This window comes from uncultured Veillonella sp., assembly GCF_905209685.1.
GTDB lineage: Bacteria > Bacillota > Negativicutes > Veillonellales > Veillonellaceae > Veillonella.
On record NZ_CAJLUB010000034.1, the window covers coordinates 1 to 15,053 of the forward strand.

A 15,053-nucleotide genomic window follows, 5' to 3' on the forward strand; every position below is an offset into this window, starting at 1 on the left:
TTTTATAAATTTATATGTAAAAACGTAAAGAATTATTAGTAAACTCTCTATTTTTACCGCTAACTCAGTATACTATATATGGTGGTTGTTTTCAAGAACAAATACTATATAAAGTAAAAATAGGCTCTTTCAGCCATGCTAATATAGCATGAATAAAAGAACCTATTTAAATTATAATGTAAACCCAAATAGACGAGTCAAGAAGTTAGATTTTTGACCTACCCAACTAGGAGGAACAGTAGGATAGAATGTGCGATCAGCTAAAAGATCGCGCTCATTGAGATGAATATTTGGCAACAAATCTTTTTTGTATGTACTGTCTAATTTAGAAATAGCTTCTACATACCCTTGATGCGCTTGTACATCACTTTCATTGCAATAACCAGTACCAAAGAAATGAATTAATCCATTACGATATAATTCGATTGCTCTATGATAATTAGCATTACTATGATTAAAGGATGCCATGTTACATTGAATTAAAATCCCTTTATCTACCCATTCCAATAACTGTTCTGGCTTTGTAAATAATTGGCGATGCGTTTCTACTTCACTAATAATAGGAACAATGTCCATATCTAGTAAGCTTAGCAACCATGCATTAATATGGTGAACTTTACTATTTTCAGGTAATGCTACTAACATAAAATGGCTATTACCCAACAGATACTGATTGCGATGAGCAACGATATATTCAATCATTTCATCACAAAGCAAAACGCGAGCACCACCATGAATAGTTACATCCACTTGTTGTTCCCCTACAGCAAGCTTCACATCATTCAATGTTGTTTCCATCTCATCCCATGTATTCATATCCATAGATACGGTTACATCAGGTGTACTAAAAATATCTGTAATACCTTGTTCAGCCAAGGATTTTATCATTTTTACTGATTCTGCCATTGTTTGTGGCCCTTGAGGCCCTAACACAGCTGGCAAAATGCAACCATGTAAGTCAACCACGCGATTCATATTCTTTCCCTTCTACTTACGATAATCCCTTACAGAAATCGTTCTCTTTATAAAGTTCATGTTTATCTCATTTATTTTTCATTTTCTATTCATGATTATATCAAGGGAAAAGTGGCTTGTACAGTGGTTTTTATATAAAAATAGATAAATTATAATATGTTCATTTAATATATTTTTTATATTTTCATGTTATCTTCATTAAAAATACCTCATAATCGCTAAGATTATGAGGTATTTTTACATATTTGTATATTATTAACAATTTAATTTTTAAATGTACTTCGTTTATACCTGATGTAATGGGCTAGCTTTACTACTAGAATACCAATAACGACACCAACAGTATCAATTAAAATATCAGAAAGTTGAGAGCTACGACCTGGTGAGAACAATTGTATAAATTCATCAAGACCAGCTATCAACATGCCTAAACCTATGGTCTTTATTACGGTACCGTATGTAATATATCGACGTAGAATCGTATATAAAACACCACCAAGGATTGTAAACTCTGTAAGATGGGCTAACTTTCGAACAATCCTATTCAAGGTCCATATATTTCCATGAAAGCCTAACTTATTTACTATAGGAGCAAAGATCTCTGCAAAGAGCAAGCTAATTCCATCTGAAGATCCGCCATTTTGCATCGAATTATCCCATATAAAAAATACAATTAGACCTAATAGAATATATAGTATCCAACGTTTCATATTACTCTCCTAAACGCCATAATACATATCTATCTTAATCGCGGTCAAAAATATCTCTTGTATAAACTTTATCCTTCACATCTTCTAAGCTCTTATCCCAACGATTAGCGACTATAACGTCACTAACACGTTTAAAATCTTCAAAGTTGCGAATAACAGGTGAATTAAAGAAATCTTCTGCATCAAGAGTCGGTTCATAAACAACTACGGCAATCCCCTTTGCCTTGATACGCTTCATTACACCTTGAATTGCAGATGCTCTAAAATTATCAGAATTCATTTTCATCGTCAAGCGATAAATACCAACAATTTTAGGATTCTTCCCTATAATAACATCTGCAACATGATCTTTACGCGTTCTATTAGCATCAACAATAGCAGAGATTAAATTTTGTGGAACATCATTATAGTTAGCTAATAATTGCTTAGTATCTTTTGGCAAACAATACCCACCATAACCAAAGGATGGATTATTATAGAAGTCTCCAATACGAGGATCTAAACAAACGCCATTGATGATTTGGCTTGTATTAAGGCCACGAACCTCAGCATAAGAATCTAACTCATTAAAGTATGCAACGCGCAATGCCAAATACGTATTAGCAAATAATTTAATCGCTTCTGCTTCCGTAGAGTCTGTATATAATTGAGGTACATGTTCCTTAATAGCACCATCAGCTAATAGTTGTCCAAAACGGCGGGCCCGTTCAGAGTCTTCCCCTACCACAATACGAGAAGGATGTAAATTATCATATAAAGCTTTACCTTCGCGTAAGAACTCTGGAGAGAATATCAAGTTCTCTGTATTAAATTCCTTACGCATTTGAACGGTGTACCCAACTGGCACAGTGGACTTAATAATCATAACAGCATCTGGATTAATATCTAATACTGTTTTAATAACTTGTTCTACAGAAGAGGTATCAAAAAAGTTCTTTTGAGGATCGTAGTTAGTAGGCGTTGAAATAATAACATACTCAGCACCTTTAAAAGCTTCTACAGGATCTAATGTAGCTTTAAAGTTTAACTTCTTAGTAGCTAAATACTCCTGCAATTCCGCATCTACAATAGGCGACTCTTTGCGATTTAGCATTTCAACCTTTTCAGGGATAATATCGAGGGCCACCACTTCATTATGTTGTGCTAATAAAACACCGTTTGAAAGGCCTACATAGCCTGTACCAGCAATCGCAATCTTCATTTATTTGCCCTCCGTCATGTAAAACTCTTTATACCATATAGCAAATTTCCGTAACCCTTCACGTAAAGATGTATTTGGCTTGAATCCAAAATCTTCTTCTAGAGCACTTGTATCTGCATAGGTAACAGGTACATCGCCTGGTTGCATCGCCACTAATTCTTTATGTTCTTCAAAATTATAATCCTCTGGTAATACGCCCGCAGCAACTAATTCTTCAGATAGAATACGCACAAAATCAAGTAAATTTTCAGGATGACTATTACCAATATTATAAATAGCATACGGAGGAACCGGTAAACCATCGGCACCGTTGCGACGTTCTGGAGCCGCACACATGACCTTAGATACGCCCTCTACTATATCATCAATATAGGTAAAGTCACGTTTACAGTTACCATAGTTAAAGATTTTTATAGTGCCACCGTTCCGCAACGTATTAGTAAAGCCAAAGTATGCCATATCTGGACGCCCCGCTGGACCGTACACAGTGAAGAAACGAAGCCCTGTACTAGGAATGTTATATAACTTGGCATAAGAATAAGCCAATAATTCATTTGATTTTTTAGTAGCCGCATACAGAGAAACTGGGTTATCTACTTTATGCTCTGTAGAGTATGGGATTTGTTTATTCGCACCGTATACGGAAGAAGATGATGCATAGACTAAATGCTCTACTCCACTTTCACCGTTATCATACGAATGACGACAAGCCTCTAATATATTGTAGAAACCAATAATATTAGACTCGATATAAGCATCTGGGTTTGTAATAGAGTAACGAACACCAGCTTGTGCTGCTAAGTTAACAACAACACGTGGTTTATAAGTAGAAAAGATTTCTTCAATAAAAGCCTTATCTGCAATATTACCTTTTTTAAAGATCCACGTATTTTTATTATCTTTGCTCATCTCATCAATTTGTTGCAAACGATAATCCTTTAAAGCCACGTCATAGTAATCATTAACAGAATCTATGCCGATAATTTGAGTTCCTTCTGCTTCAGATAAAAGGGACATAACAAGATTAGCCCCTACAAATCCAGCGGCTCCCGTTACTAGGATCACCGTATTGTTTAAATCTACATTTTTTGAAAGCATATGTACTCCTTTCATAGTTCTGTTAATTATGAGCGTCTTACTTTACGTAACACTTTATCAACGCCAGAAGTAATAATGGTACGCTCAGATGGAATGATACATAAAATAACCACATATAGTATTACGCATAACATCATACAAGCTATAGTCCACCACACCGCATCATATATATGTAAAACACTATACGCAATAGCGCCAACAATAGATGCGGTGATTAGATATACACCTATATTAGTAATCACACGTAAGGCACTCATATGGATAAATAATCCCAAGAAAATCATGGCAACCATTAACATTTCCATGCGTACTATTGAACGTGCATAGACAAATGTACTAAAGTCATACTGAATACAAATATAAATTACAGGTATTAATACAACTAAGTGCAATATTTGAGTCCAGAATGATAAATTAGGAACTCCTTTTGCACGGAATACTTCAGAAATCAAATTCGCTGTTACTGTCATAATAGCGGAACTCAAGGCCCAAGATCCCAATACAATACCTGCTAGTTTCCATTGTGGTCCCAATAAGAGATCAACAATAAAGTCTTGGAATACAAACAATCCTATTCCTATAGGCACTAAGAATAGAGCCATATAGCGTTGGAAGGTAAAGAATGTATTTGAAAATGCTTGTTGATCATTCTGAACTCGACTTAAGGCTGCAAATAATACAGGTGCCAAGGATGAAGTAGCCATGGCCATAACAGTCGTTACAATAGCCATAGGCATTTTGTATATTCCTAAATAATAGGCGTCTAAAAAGCGACTAATAATGAAGGTATCCACCCACGCTGTAAGCCAGATGGAAAATGCTTCAGCTAGTGACCATGCACTATAGCTGAACATCTTCATAAAGACCTGCCCACTAAAGAATAAATGGATTTGATTCTTCCTGCTCTTTAATAAGGCTAAAGCCGTGAACAACTGAGCCCCTAACATACCGGCGATTAACGACCAATAGTCATAGCCCATGAGTGCCATAGGTATGGATATCAATATAGGCGTTAGAATTGTAATGAGCCGGATATTAAGAAGAAACTTGAAATTAAAATCCCGTCGATATAGTGCCATCTGTACACTGCTAAAAGCAGATAGCGGAATCATGGCCCCCATTACAGCTAACGGTATACCTAAACCATCATTACCGACCAATATAGCCAACTCATCACGACCGATTATAATAGCCCCCCATAAGAGTAAAGAAAGCACTAAGTTGGCAATAAAAGCTACATCTGTAGCCTCCTGTTTTTCTTTATCACTTTCAAACTCATGCTGTACAAGAAACTTTTGAAATCCCGCATCAGCAAGCATCTCTGCAAAGGATATAACCATCATAATCGTTGCCAATATACCAAACGCCGTAGGCGCTAACATATGGGCCAATATTATATTTGTTAGTGGTGTAATAAGCTTTGCTAAAACCTCTGTTATGACAGACCATTTAGCAGCAGCTACTATTTTAGTATCCATTATTTTTTATTGATATTCTTAATGCCCCGCAAGAATAATTCATGGTGAGCTTCACATTCCAAGTAATTTTGAATTGCTAAATAACTTGTTTTTCCTAATAGGAGTTGCATTAATTTTCTACCAAATAATGCATTGATTGCACGTATAATAAATGATCTACCGATAAATTCACGTAAATAACGCTTTACATGTGTATCAGCAAAATCTTTATAGGCTTGTACTACAAAATGAGCATCTCTAATGTGTTCACTTCGTTGTTTATAGGCTGTCAAAGTTTCATCTGCTTCTGACTCAGTAGCTAAACGCGTTCCCAGTTCCGTACTACGAATTGGCACTTCAGAGATAATAAAACTATCCTTTGTTGCCTCTACACGGATTAATAAGGAATCTTTTACGAATTCCTTATGGTTTATATAAGATTCAGAATTAAAAATAAAGTTACCTTGACCATAAATAATGGTACCCTCACCATAATCTTCACGGGTTCCTATACAATGACTATGTTGGCAAATTACAAGATTTGCCCCTTTATCAACAAATTTGCGGCAATATCTCTGGAGCATTGGCGATGGGTAGCGATAAAACTCCTTCCCACCATGATATAGAACGATAACATAATCACATGTTTTCTTTAACGCTTCTACATCATCAAAGCTGTCCAATACATCAAAGGGGTTGGCCCCCATTGTATGACAAGAAGCAACGGTAAACTCATGTTCTGCACATAGGTAAAATCCTATACGTATACCTTCTTTTTCAAAGATAAATGGCTTTTTAGCTTCCTTTACATTAGCACCAGCACCTGCATTTTTAATATCATGCTTTTTTAATAGCTCTAATGTAGTTGTTAACCCTTCTACTCCATGATCTAAGCAATGATTATTAGCCAGTGTTAAAAATATAGGCTCTAAAGCTTTATATCCGTAAATTGTTTTTGTGGGCGACTTTAAATTATTACCAAATTTATCAATCGGAGTAGATGCATCAGTTAAGGGCACCTCTAGATTAAACACATTTAAATCAGATTGATTAAAGAGGCCTAACAATTCTTTACCAACTAAAGCTTCTACATTACCAGTTTCAAATAATTCTCTGTTTATATCCGTAGGGACAAAATCAGCCCCGATGTACAGTTTCAAGGTGTAACCACTCTCCCAATTCATAATCTTTTGATATAGGACGAAACTTTTCTAATCCTGCACCAGGGAAGAACGTTAACTCTCCAATATACAGTCGTCCCTTTATTTCATAGAAATCAACACGTAAAAACGGACAATCCTTACTTAGCTCAGCTGTGAGACGTTTCATCTCCTCATACGTAGCTGGCTTCGGAAACTCCGTAGGTAATGGAGGATAATGACCAAAATGAATCCCCATAGGCTCCCAATCAATATTATAGAAGTTCATACGCGTTCCAGTCTTTGAAAAGCGATCTGAACATACTACAGTTAACTTTGGTTCTCCATGGAAGGAATACATCTTATAGTCTAATAAATCATCATTGCCCAATTCAGAAATATATTCTTCTGCTATAATACGACGCGGTACATTCTGATAAGCCCATTCTCTGGCAATTTTAGAATAATCACGTTTTAGAGATGCTCTTAACTTTGCTTTAGCTGCCTCTCGATCAAGGGATGACTTATCTTTACAAATAACGATGCCCCCACTATCATGTGTACATTTCAAAACAAATTGATTAGGCAATGCATCAAAGTCGATATCCTCTACGGAATCCCAAACAGCCAGTGTGGGAATTATATATTGATCGCCTACACGCTGAGAAATAAAATGTTTAGCCTCATGCTTATCTACCATTACTGTTTGTATAGGCTCTCTATAATTAACCTTTAGCCATTGTAACTTTTCGCTGAAAGTTTTTGGATTCTCTAAGTCTAAAGGATATCCCATGTATTTAGGAAATACCTTCTTTAAAAACTCTTCATCCGATAAAGAGTCATAATAACCCAATTTAATCAATACTCGCGTGCGATAGTAAGGTTTTGTTAAAAAGGACATGCCAACTTTACACAATTTGCTGAGCTTCATTTTTACGTCCTTTCCGAAGCAATTGCACCTCTAAATAAAACATCATCATATAAAAATATGTACTCTTACTTTCATAAGAAACCATCCCCATATCCATAACAATTTGAGAAAGGAATAAAATAAGGACCATTACGTATTCATTACTATGAAAGTCTCGGTAACGAATTAAGTTATAAGCTATATACACATACATTGAGTAATACGCCAATAAGCCGATTACGCCTGTACCCGCTAATAATTCAATATAGTTATTATGTAAATAATAGTTCTCTTTACCATATAAAAAATAGGTAAGTACAGAGGGATTATTTACACCCACCCCAGTTATGGGCGATTGATAAAATAAATCCCATCCTATATCAACCAAGGCTAAACGAATAATGGTAGATGAATCACCACCAGTACCGGAGAAAGCATCCACCATACTCGACATACGATCCAGAACCTCTGAAAACATAGGTAATTGTAGAACTGCAATACCAATGATAGTAAGAGCTAATAATGAGCCAATAATCTTAGCAATAGAATTTACTACATTGGCACTACGTAAACTTTTAAATACAAATAGTAATACTGTACCAACAACAACAAATACTAACGCCTTACGACTACCAGTAGCTGCTAGAATCCCCAATGTAGGTAAGGCTATAATATTCCACCAACGAGGTCGATCGTATAACATGTAATACAATGTCATAACGATAGCATTGGCACCTAATAAACCTACAGTATTCGCATTTAATGCATCATTTGCAATTCGTGCAGAAGATGACAAAACCATAATAAAGTAATCTAAGCCATAGAAATATACAGTGTAAAAACAAACTATATAACCAGTCCACATACCAATTTTTAATAATGTGTCCACTGATGTTTTATCTTGATAACACATGTATAAAATGATAAGCATAAAGAATATTTTGACGATATCAAAGCTTCGACTGAGTGCTACAGATGGCTCTATAGCATTAATAGTACTCAGATAACAGGCTCCAATGAAGAGGAGCATATAACCATGCATCCAGGTAAGCCTAAATTTAATAACTCCCCGCTCTCGAATGAGATAACAAATAATAAGTCCAAATAGGCATACAAATAATACATAGGCACCATAATTCGCATCGCCAAGGGCAAAGGAAATGGTCAACGACAACACTAAAAAAATTAGAGTTATGAACCATATCATGCGGTCAGCAATAGCCGTAATATTTAACTTCAATGGTTCTCCTCCTTACAACTCATAAAACATCTAACCAACGTTTAGCAATTTTGCATAGTGGGAATTTGTCACGCACCTTAATGGCTTCTCGGGAAAGTTTAGCTGCTAGTGCAGGATCTTTTAGAACGCTACGCATGGCTTCATACATAGCCTGTGTATCTCCTACAGGCACCAAGATACCATTCTCTCCACTTGTTATGACCATACGAGCCCCACCTACTGGACAGTCTGTAACAACTGTAGGCAAGCCCATGCCTAGCGCTTCAAGCATAGAGTTTGAAATACCTTCAAAATCAGATGATGAAACATACATAGAACAAGGTGCGACCTTCTCTAAAATATTACTAGCAAAGCCAGGCAATAAAATTCTATCCTCTAAATTAAGAGATTTTATTTGAGCTCGTAGTTCATCCTCTAAAACGCCTTGCCCATAAATAACGAGTTTATACTCTGGAAACTCATCTGATAGCATACTAAATGCATTGATCATCATAGGCAAATTCTTTTGCGGATGCAAGCGACATGCTGTAACGATCGTCTTTTCCCGTTCTCCCTCAATTGGTGGTGGCAATTTACCATTAATAGGATTTGGAATGATAACACCACGCTTTTGTACAGATTCAGGAAAATATGAACGTGCATCTTCCGTTTGGAATACTAACGCATCAGCAAAGCGAAAAGCAAAATTACGCAGCGCTTGTTGATGCCAACCGATAGGTACCTTACGCGGATTATTTCGTTCTGAAAAGACAATGCGATTCTTTACAAACCAGGAACTAATAGCCAATATAAAGCTAGATGCAGACAAGAATGATAAACATGTAGCATTCGGTCTAGTCTTTAAAATCTTAATTAGCTCTTTTATTTCCTGCATAAAGCGAATCACTTTATTAGAACTTGTGGTATGAATTTCAATTTGCTCTATCCCATTTTCTAAGGCATATTCATTACCATAACGATTGGGACTAGTTTGGATGACCGTAATATGATGACCATCATGCACCCATTGACGAGCCAACTCTGTTAAAATTCGTTCAGCTCCATCATTACCAAGGGAGATGGTAACAATGATTATTTCCTTTTTCATAGGCCTTCCTCTTGGATATATTCTGCAAGTCTTACATACGCCTGCGCCATTGTTACCTTAGGCTGCCATCCTAAGGACTTTAATTTTTTTGAACTCAAGAACATGTGCACTGTCGGCGCATAGCCTAAGCCTTGAACATCATCAGGAATATCAAAAATGACTTCACTCTTATCATGGCTTACATGAGTTGCTACCAAATGCGCAATACTTGCTATGGAGCGTGTTTCCTCATCATGGCATACATTGTATGCCTCACCAGCTTCGCCATCCTTCATAAGGGTTAAAATGCCCGTTAATGCATCCGTAATATAGCAATAATTAGACATAGAATCGCCCTTTGTATGAAGTACAATATTTTCATTTTTTAGAGCACTCTTAGTGAATTGCATAAATACGCGATTATCTGAAACAGGAACACCTGGTCCAAAGGTTTGGGCTAATCTAGCTATAACAGCAGGAACACCAAATTCTACGGCATAAGATTTACAATAACACTCACATAATCTTTTGCTTTCAGAATAAGAGCTACGCACATTCAAATGATCTAAATAACCTAATCGTTCTTCAGTCATTACTTGTCCCGATTCATAAGGCACACCATACTGTTCCATGCTCGATAGGTATACAAGTTTCTTTACCGTTTTATGACGGCCTAGTTCTAGCATAGCTTCCGTCCCATGAATCGAAGTACGAATCGTTTCTACAGGATGCTCCATAAAGAATTTAGATTGTGTTGGTGCTGCACCATGTAAGATATAATCACAAGGCACATCAATAGATTCTAAAGAACCATCGATAAGTGTAATAGAATCATTATCTAAATAATCACCTAGAATAGCCTGTGCTTTGTCATGACTACGTACGTGACCTATTACCTGTATATCTAGACCATACGCTTCATTAGCAAGTATAAGCAGTTTTATAAACATAGAGCCAATGAGTCCCGTCGCACCTGTCACAAGAATGCGTTGATGGCGGAGGAAATCAAAGTGCTTTTTATCTTGTAGTAAAGCTGCTAACTCGCGTTTAATAACGGAATTACTCATCTTGTAATCCTCCTAATTCACGGTTCTTAATAATACCTGTGAACATATAATAATCAGATGGTGTCGTAATTTTTATATTTTCTGTCTCCCCTAATACTGGATACAATGTGTAACCATAATGCATCATCATGGACGCAGAATCGATAAAATCATGGATACCTTCTGCTTTTGCTCGATCATGAACCGATAGAATATCGTCTAGTTTAAAGCTTTGAGGTGCTTTTGCCATAAGGCATTCACTGCGATTTAATATGCGATTGATAGAAACATTATCTGTAACCATAACGGTTTCAATAGCAGGTGTAACAGTGATAGCAGACCCCTTTGTTTCTACAGATTCGATATTTCTCTCTATTGTTTCCTTATCTACAAGCGGTCTAACACCATCGTGAATCAATACAGTAACATCTTCATTAGGAAATAAACGCTTCGCTTCTGCCAATCCATTATATTGAGAATCTAAAGCACTTTCTCCACCTGGAACAATGGATAGAACCTTTTGTAACCTAGCCTCTTTGATGAGGTTCTTGGTGTGATCAATCCACTCTGCTTTGCAGGCTAGAACAATGCCATCAATTAAGTCCGTTTGTTCAAATACATCTAAAGTTTGAATCAAAATAGGTCTACCGTTCCATTCAAGAAACTGTTTTGGCGTCTTGCTGTTATTCATACGAGCACCTACGCCACCCGCAAAGATTACTGCTATTCGTTTCATAGGCCCTCCTTAAGGTTAAGCTTCGTTTTTGGCATAATGTATGCCTCTATACTCCTTGTAAGGTGTATGCAAATCAGCAAATACAGCATCATGTTTAGCTACGCGCTGTTCTACTGGAGGTAGTTGCATATAATCGCCCCAAATGAGACGTAAATATCTTTCATACCCTTTCATAACTGGTATTTGATGACCTTCAAAATCCTTATATACAACAGATTCGAAGTCTTCTCGAGGATGACGCAGCTTCATACCCTTCAAACTACCAATTAATTCAGTACACTCCTTACTCGTATTGAAATCGTATTTAGTCATTTGCTTTTCCGCAAAACGCCAAATATGATACCGTAACGACTGACTAGAAAATACCTTGTAAATACATCCTGCTAATGCACGATACATCGGTCCTTTATTATCAGGCAACCGTTGGGCATTGAAAAGTGCAAAGGTCATGGCCCACATAAGCTGCAGTGCACGACTGATTTTTCCTGGTGCACATCCATCAATAGGCATAATTTCAAGAGCCAAACCATGACAAATATCTTCGTGCATACTATGACGATTAATAAATGTCGTGTTGTTATCTCGAATAGAAGCACCCGCATCATGATAGATATGATTTCGATCAGTTCGACAATACGTATACCGTTCTGTATCTGCATATTTAGGCCATAATTCAGCTAATTTTTCATAATCGGGACGTGGCATAAATAAATCTAAATCATCATCCCAAGGGATAAAACCATTATGACGTATAGCCCCAATGAGACCACCGCCACAGAGGTAAAAGCGCAAATTATGTTTGTCACAAAACTCTTTAAAGTACAGCAACATAGCAAGCTCTTTTTCTTGTATTTCCTTTGTCATAGATGTACTCATAGGGACCTCTTTCAACGTAATACAGCTAATACTGTATCAACCATCGTTTTAATATCTTGTAGAAAAGAAAATTCTTTAATACTCTTTAAATTCCAAGCCATCTTGCCTGGTAATACCTCATTAATATAGACTTCATCTACATTTTGAGCATTTTGTAAAAGTTGATCTTCATCTTTATAAGCAATGCTTGCCACACTAGTTACACCAGCTGGCAATAATAGGGTTGCCTTCATTTCATCGGTATAAGCCTCCACATAGCGAGACACTTCTGGTCTTGTGCCGACAAAGCTCATATCTCCTAAAAGGATATTAATCAGCTGAGGCAATTCATCAAGACGACAACTACGAAGCATATTTCCAACCTTAGTAACGCGCATATCATTTTGTGATGTCACTTGAGCACCTAATGATTCTGCATTTTTTACCATTGTGCGAAATTTATAGATGCCAAAGGTACGGCCATACTGTGTAACCCGTGTTTGACGAAAGAAAACCTCTCCTTCGCTATCCCGTTTAATCATAATGGCTAACACAAGAAATACAGGGCTCAATATAATGAGCATTCCTGCGGCCATAAGGCGGTCAAAAATACTTTTACATAAAAGGCTCCCACGCTTTTGATTTAACAATTCAAAATAAGGACGCACAGCTTCACACTGCAGCTCTTTTGGGAGATCGTGAAAGTTTTTTACTAGCATTCCGTAATAATCCTTTTAAACTGTTCAATGATATATTGCACTTCTTCATCTGTTAGCAATGTATGAAGAGGCAATGTGATTTCATTTTTAAACTGATTATAAGCATTTGGATAATCATCAATAGTGAATCCTAAATTTTTGTAAGCCGTATGCATCGGAATTGGTTTGTAATGTACATTCGTTGCAATGCCAGCTTCAGCCATAGCTTCAATTACCTTGTTGCGATATTCAGCATCTTGTCCATCTAAACGTACTAAATACAAGTGCCCACTACTTTGATGTTCATCAGTATAATGATGTAGCAATGTAACCGGTAAGTCTTTAAAAGCTGTATCATAAGCTTCGATGATTTCTTTACGACGTGCTAACAAATTTGGGTATCGCTCAAATTGAGCTAATCCAATAGCCGCCATAATATCGGTCATATTACATTTATAATAGGTACCTTTAATATCATATTCCCAAGCGCCTGCTTTTGTTTTAGCAAGAGCATCCTTATCTTGACCATGCAAAGATAATAATTGGAATTGCTTATAAATAGCTTCATCATCGATACCATCTATGTGTCGCCATGTAGCACAGCCCCCTTCAGCAGTTGTAAAATTCTTTACTGCATGGAAGGAAAAACTGCTGAAATCAGCTACATTACCTGTTGGTGTACCTTTATATGAGGCCCCAAAGGAGTGTGCACAGTCCGCTACAATAGGAATATGTGCCAATGCTTTTTGAATATCATTAGATGGTGTAAAGAGAGATTTCTTTTCTTCTACAATGGAACGCAAACGATCGTAGTCACAAGGGACCCCTGCAATATCTACGGGGATAATAGCTTTTGTTTTTGGCGTAATAGCACGAGCCACTGCATCGTAATCCATTTCAAAGGAATCTTTTTGGGTATCTACAAGAACTAGTGTAGCTCCCACATGAACAACAGGACTTGCACTAGCTGTATAGGAATAAGCACTAGTAATTACTTCATCGCCGGGGCCAATACCTAATACACGAAGAGACATCTCAAGCGCCGCGGTAGCAGAGTTTAAACAAACAGCTTTAGGTGTACCTAACTGTGCCGCAATCTTTTTCTCTAATTCTTTTGTGCGCGGACCAGTTGTAATCCAACCACTTTTTAAGGCTTCTACAACTTCATTGATTTCTAACTCTGTAATATCGGGAGGGGAAAAATTAATTTTCATATACAATCACCTCATGACTTTCTGTACCTTATGGATACGCTTGATTTATCAAATCAAATTTATATTAATTACTACTACGCATCAATTACGATGGATCCTAGTAGAGGAATACCAACCTGAGTCAGTCGTTTTTTTGCTTCTATTAAATCTTTAGGGCTTGTCACTTCATTCTTAACAACAAGCATAACACCGTCAGATTTTTCCGCTAATACAATAGCATCCGTAACATCTAATACAGGCGGTGTATCAATGATAACCACATCGTATTCATCGCGAATATACTCCCAAATTGTAGATAACTTACTAGAATCAACTACTTCAGAAGGATGCTCAACTATCTCGCCGGCAGTAAGCACATCTAAATGAGGCACAATATTACGATGAATCGTCAAATCTTCATCCATAATAACTGCATTTGTGAGACCTTTATTTTGTACATTGAATGCTACATGCTGTACTGGGTTGCGTAAATTACCATCTACTAAAAGAACTTTATTATTATTCTTTGATAGAGCTATTGCCGTATTGGCCGCCACCTCAGAGGTACCTTCTCCACTAGTAGCAGCTGTAATACAAATTATCTTACTTTTATGTTGATTGCATACGTATTGTAAATTGCTGCGCAATGTACGATATGCCTCTACTAACGATGTATCACCACGTTCATTAGAAATTAGTCTTATCATATTAACCTCTCACTTTGCGCCA

The 15,053-nt window shown here is 36.8% G+C and carries 15 protein-coding genes; all 15 read right to left on the reverse strand.

What is annotated here, in order from left to right:
• Positions 1-171 precede the first annotated feature (171 nt).
• Positions 172-975 (reverse strand): CpsB/CapC family capsule biosynthesis tyrosine phosphatase, encoded by an 804-nt coding sequence (locus QZ055_RS04135; protein ID WP_295824837.1) that lies wholly within the window; start codon positions 973-975, stop codon positions 172-174.
• A 263-nt stretch (positions 976-1,238) separates the two neighbouring features.
• Positions 1,239-1,685, reverse strand: coding sequence for a VanZ family protein (locus tag QZ055_RS04140; protein WP_295824840.1), 447 nt, complete (start codon positions 1,683-1,685; stop codon positions 1,239-1,241).
• Positions 1,686-1,719: 34 nt separating this feature from the next.
• Positions 1,720-2,886 (reverse strand): nucleotide sugar dehydrogenase, encoded by a 1,167-nt coding sequence (locus QZ055_RS04145; RefSeq protein ID WP_295824841.1) that lies wholly within the window; start codon positions 2,884-2,886, stop codon positions 1,720-1,722.
• The gene (locus tag QZ055_RS04150; protein ID WP_295824843.1) at positions 2,887-3,984 is read right to left on the reverse strand and encodes an NAD-dependent epimerase/dehydratase family protein; all 1,098 of its coding nucleotides are present in this window, start codon (positions 3,982-3,984) and stop codon (positions 2,887-2,889) included.
• Between the two features lie 26 nt (positions 3,985-4,010).
• Complete coding sequence (locus QZ055_RS04155; protein WP_295824846.1) at positions 4,011-5,462, reverse strand: lipopolysaccharide biosynthesis protein; 1,452 nt, start codon at positions 5,460-5,462, stop codon at positions 4,011-4,013.
• Positions 5,462-6,601 carry a CapA family protein gene (locus QZ055_RS04160; RefSeq protein WP_295824848.1) on the reverse strand — a complete coding sequence of 380 codons (1,140 nt, stop codon included), beginning with the start codon at positions 6,599-6,601 and terminating at the stop codon, positions 5,462-5,464. Before QZ055_RS04160 ends, QZ055_RS04155 begins: the two co-directional genes overlap by 1 nt.
• On the reverse strand, positions 6,579-7,511 hold the full coding sequence (locus tag QZ055_RS04165; RefSeq protein ID WP_295824850.1) for an ATP-grasp fold amidoligase family protein: 933 nt from the start codon (positions 7,509-7,511) through the stop codon (positions 6,579-6,581). The genes QZ055_RS04160 and QZ055_RS04165 overlap by 23 nt, the downstream gene beginning before the upstream one ends.
• Positions 7,489-8,730: an O-antigen ligase gene (locus QZ055_RS04170; RefSeq protein WP_295824852.1), complete on the reverse strand. Its 1,242-nt coding sequence runs from the start codon at positions 8,728-8,730 to the stop codon at positions 7,489-7,491. Before QZ055_RS04170 ends, QZ055_RS04165 begins: the two co-directional genes overlap by 23 nt.
• A 19-nt stretch (positions 8,731-8,749) precedes the next feature.
• Positions 8,750-9,817, reverse strand: a complete 1,068-nt coding sequence (locus QZ055_RS04175; protein ID WP_295824854.1) for a glycosyltransferase — start codon at positions 9,815-9,817, stop codon at positions 8,750-8,752.
• The gene (locus QZ055_RS04180; RefSeq protein ID WP_295824856.1) at positions 9,814-10,863 is read right to left on the reverse strand and encodes an NAD(P)-dependent oxidoreductase; all 1,050 of its coding nucleotides are present in this window, start codon (positions 10,861-10,863) and stop codon (positions 9,814-9,816) included. Before QZ055_RS04180 ends, QZ055_RS04175 begins: the two co-directional genes overlap by 4 nt.
• Positions 10,856-11,578: a 2-C-methyl-D-erythritol 4-phosphate cytidylyltransferase gene (locus tag QZ055_RS04185; RefSeq protein ID WP_295824858.1), complete on the reverse strand. Its 723-nt coding sequence runs from the start codon at positions 11,576-11,578 to the stop codon at positions 10,856-10,858. Before QZ055_RS04185 ends, QZ055_RS04180 begins: the two co-directional genes overlap by 8 nt.
• 15 nt (positions 11,579-11,593) lie before the next feature.
• Positions 11,594-12,454, reverse strand: coding sequence for a phosphorylcholine transferase LicD (locus QZ055_RS04190; protein WP_295824860.1), 861 nt, complete (start codon positions 12,452-12,454; stop codon positions 11,594-11,596).
• An 11-nt stretch (positions 12,455-12,465) separates the two neighbouring features.
• Entirely contained in the window at positions 12,466-13,152 is a 687-nt protein-coding gene (locus QZ055_RS04195; RefSeq protein WP_363178727.1) for a sugar transferase, read from the reverse strand.
• On the reverse strand, positions 13,146-14,345 hold the full coding sequence (locus tag QZ055_RS04200; protein WP_295824864.1) for a DegT/DnrJ/EryC1/StrS aminotransferase family protein: 1,200 nt from the start codon (positions 14,343-14,345) through the stop codon (positions 13,146-13,148). Before QZ055_RS04200 ends, QZ055_RS04195 begins: the two co-directional genes overlap by 7 nt.
• A 74-nt stretch (positions 14,346-14,419) precedes the next feature.
• Positions 14,420-15,031 (reverse strand): CpsD/CapB family tyrosine-protein kinase, encoded by a 612-nt coding sequence (locus QZ055_RS04205; protein ID WP_295824867.1) that lies wholly within the window; start codon positions 15,029-15,031, stop codon positions 14,420-14,422.
• Positions 15,032-15,053 lie beyond the last annotated feature (22 nt).

Coding starts and splice junctions, on each gene's coding strand:
- QZ055_RS04135 (WP_295824837.1), bottom strand. CDS start 975: ATGAATCGCGTGGTTGACTTACATGGTTGCATTTTGCCAGCTGTGTTA.
- QZ055_RS04140 (WP_295824840.1), bottom strand. CDS start 1,685: ATGAAACGTTGGATACTATATATTCTATTAGGTCTAATTGTATTTTTT.
- QZ055_RS04145 (WP_295824841.1), bottom strand. CDS start 2,886: ATGAAGATTGCGATTGCTGGTACAGGCTATGTAGGCCTTTCAAACGGT.
- QZ055_RS04150 (WP_295824843.1), bottom strand. CDS start 3,984: ATGCTTTCAAAAAATGTAGATTTAAACAATACGGTGATCCTAGTAACG.
- QZ055_RS04155 (WP_295824846.1), bottom strand. CDS start 5,462: ATGGATACTAAAATAGTAGCTGCTGCTAAATGGTCTGTCATAACAGAG.
- QZ055_RS04165 (WP_295824850.1), bottom strand. CDS start 7,511: ATGAAGCTCAGCAAATTGTGTAAAGTTGGCATGTCCTTTTTAACAAAA.
- QZ055_RS04175 (WP_295824854.1), bottom strand. CDS start 9,817: ATGAAAAAGGAAATAATCATTGTTACCATCTCCCTTGGTAATGATGGA.
- QZ055_RS04180 (WP_295824856.1), bottom strand. CDS start 10,863: ATGAGTAATTCCGTTATTAAACGCGAGTTAGCAGCTTTACTACAAGAT.
- QZ055_RS04185 (WP_295824858.1), bottom strand. CDS start 11,578: ATGAAACGAATAGCAGTAATCTTTGCGGGTGGCGTAGGTGCTCGTATG.
- QZ055_RS04190 (WP_295824860.1), bottom strand. CDS start 12,454: ATGAGTACATCTATGACAAAGGAAATACAAGAAAAAGAGCTTGCTATG.
- QZ055_RS04195 (WP_363178727.1), bottom strand. CDS start 13,152: ATGCTAGTAAAAAACTTTCACGATCTCCCAAAAGAGCTGCAGTGTGAA.
- QZ055_RS04200 (WP_295824864.1), bottom strand. CDS start 14,345: ATGAAAATTAATTTTTCCCCTCCCGATATTACAGAGTTAGAAATCAAT.
- QZ055_RS04205 (WP_295824867.1), bottom strand. CDS start 15,031: ATGATAAGACTAATTTCTAATGAACGTGGTGATACATCGTTAGTAGAG.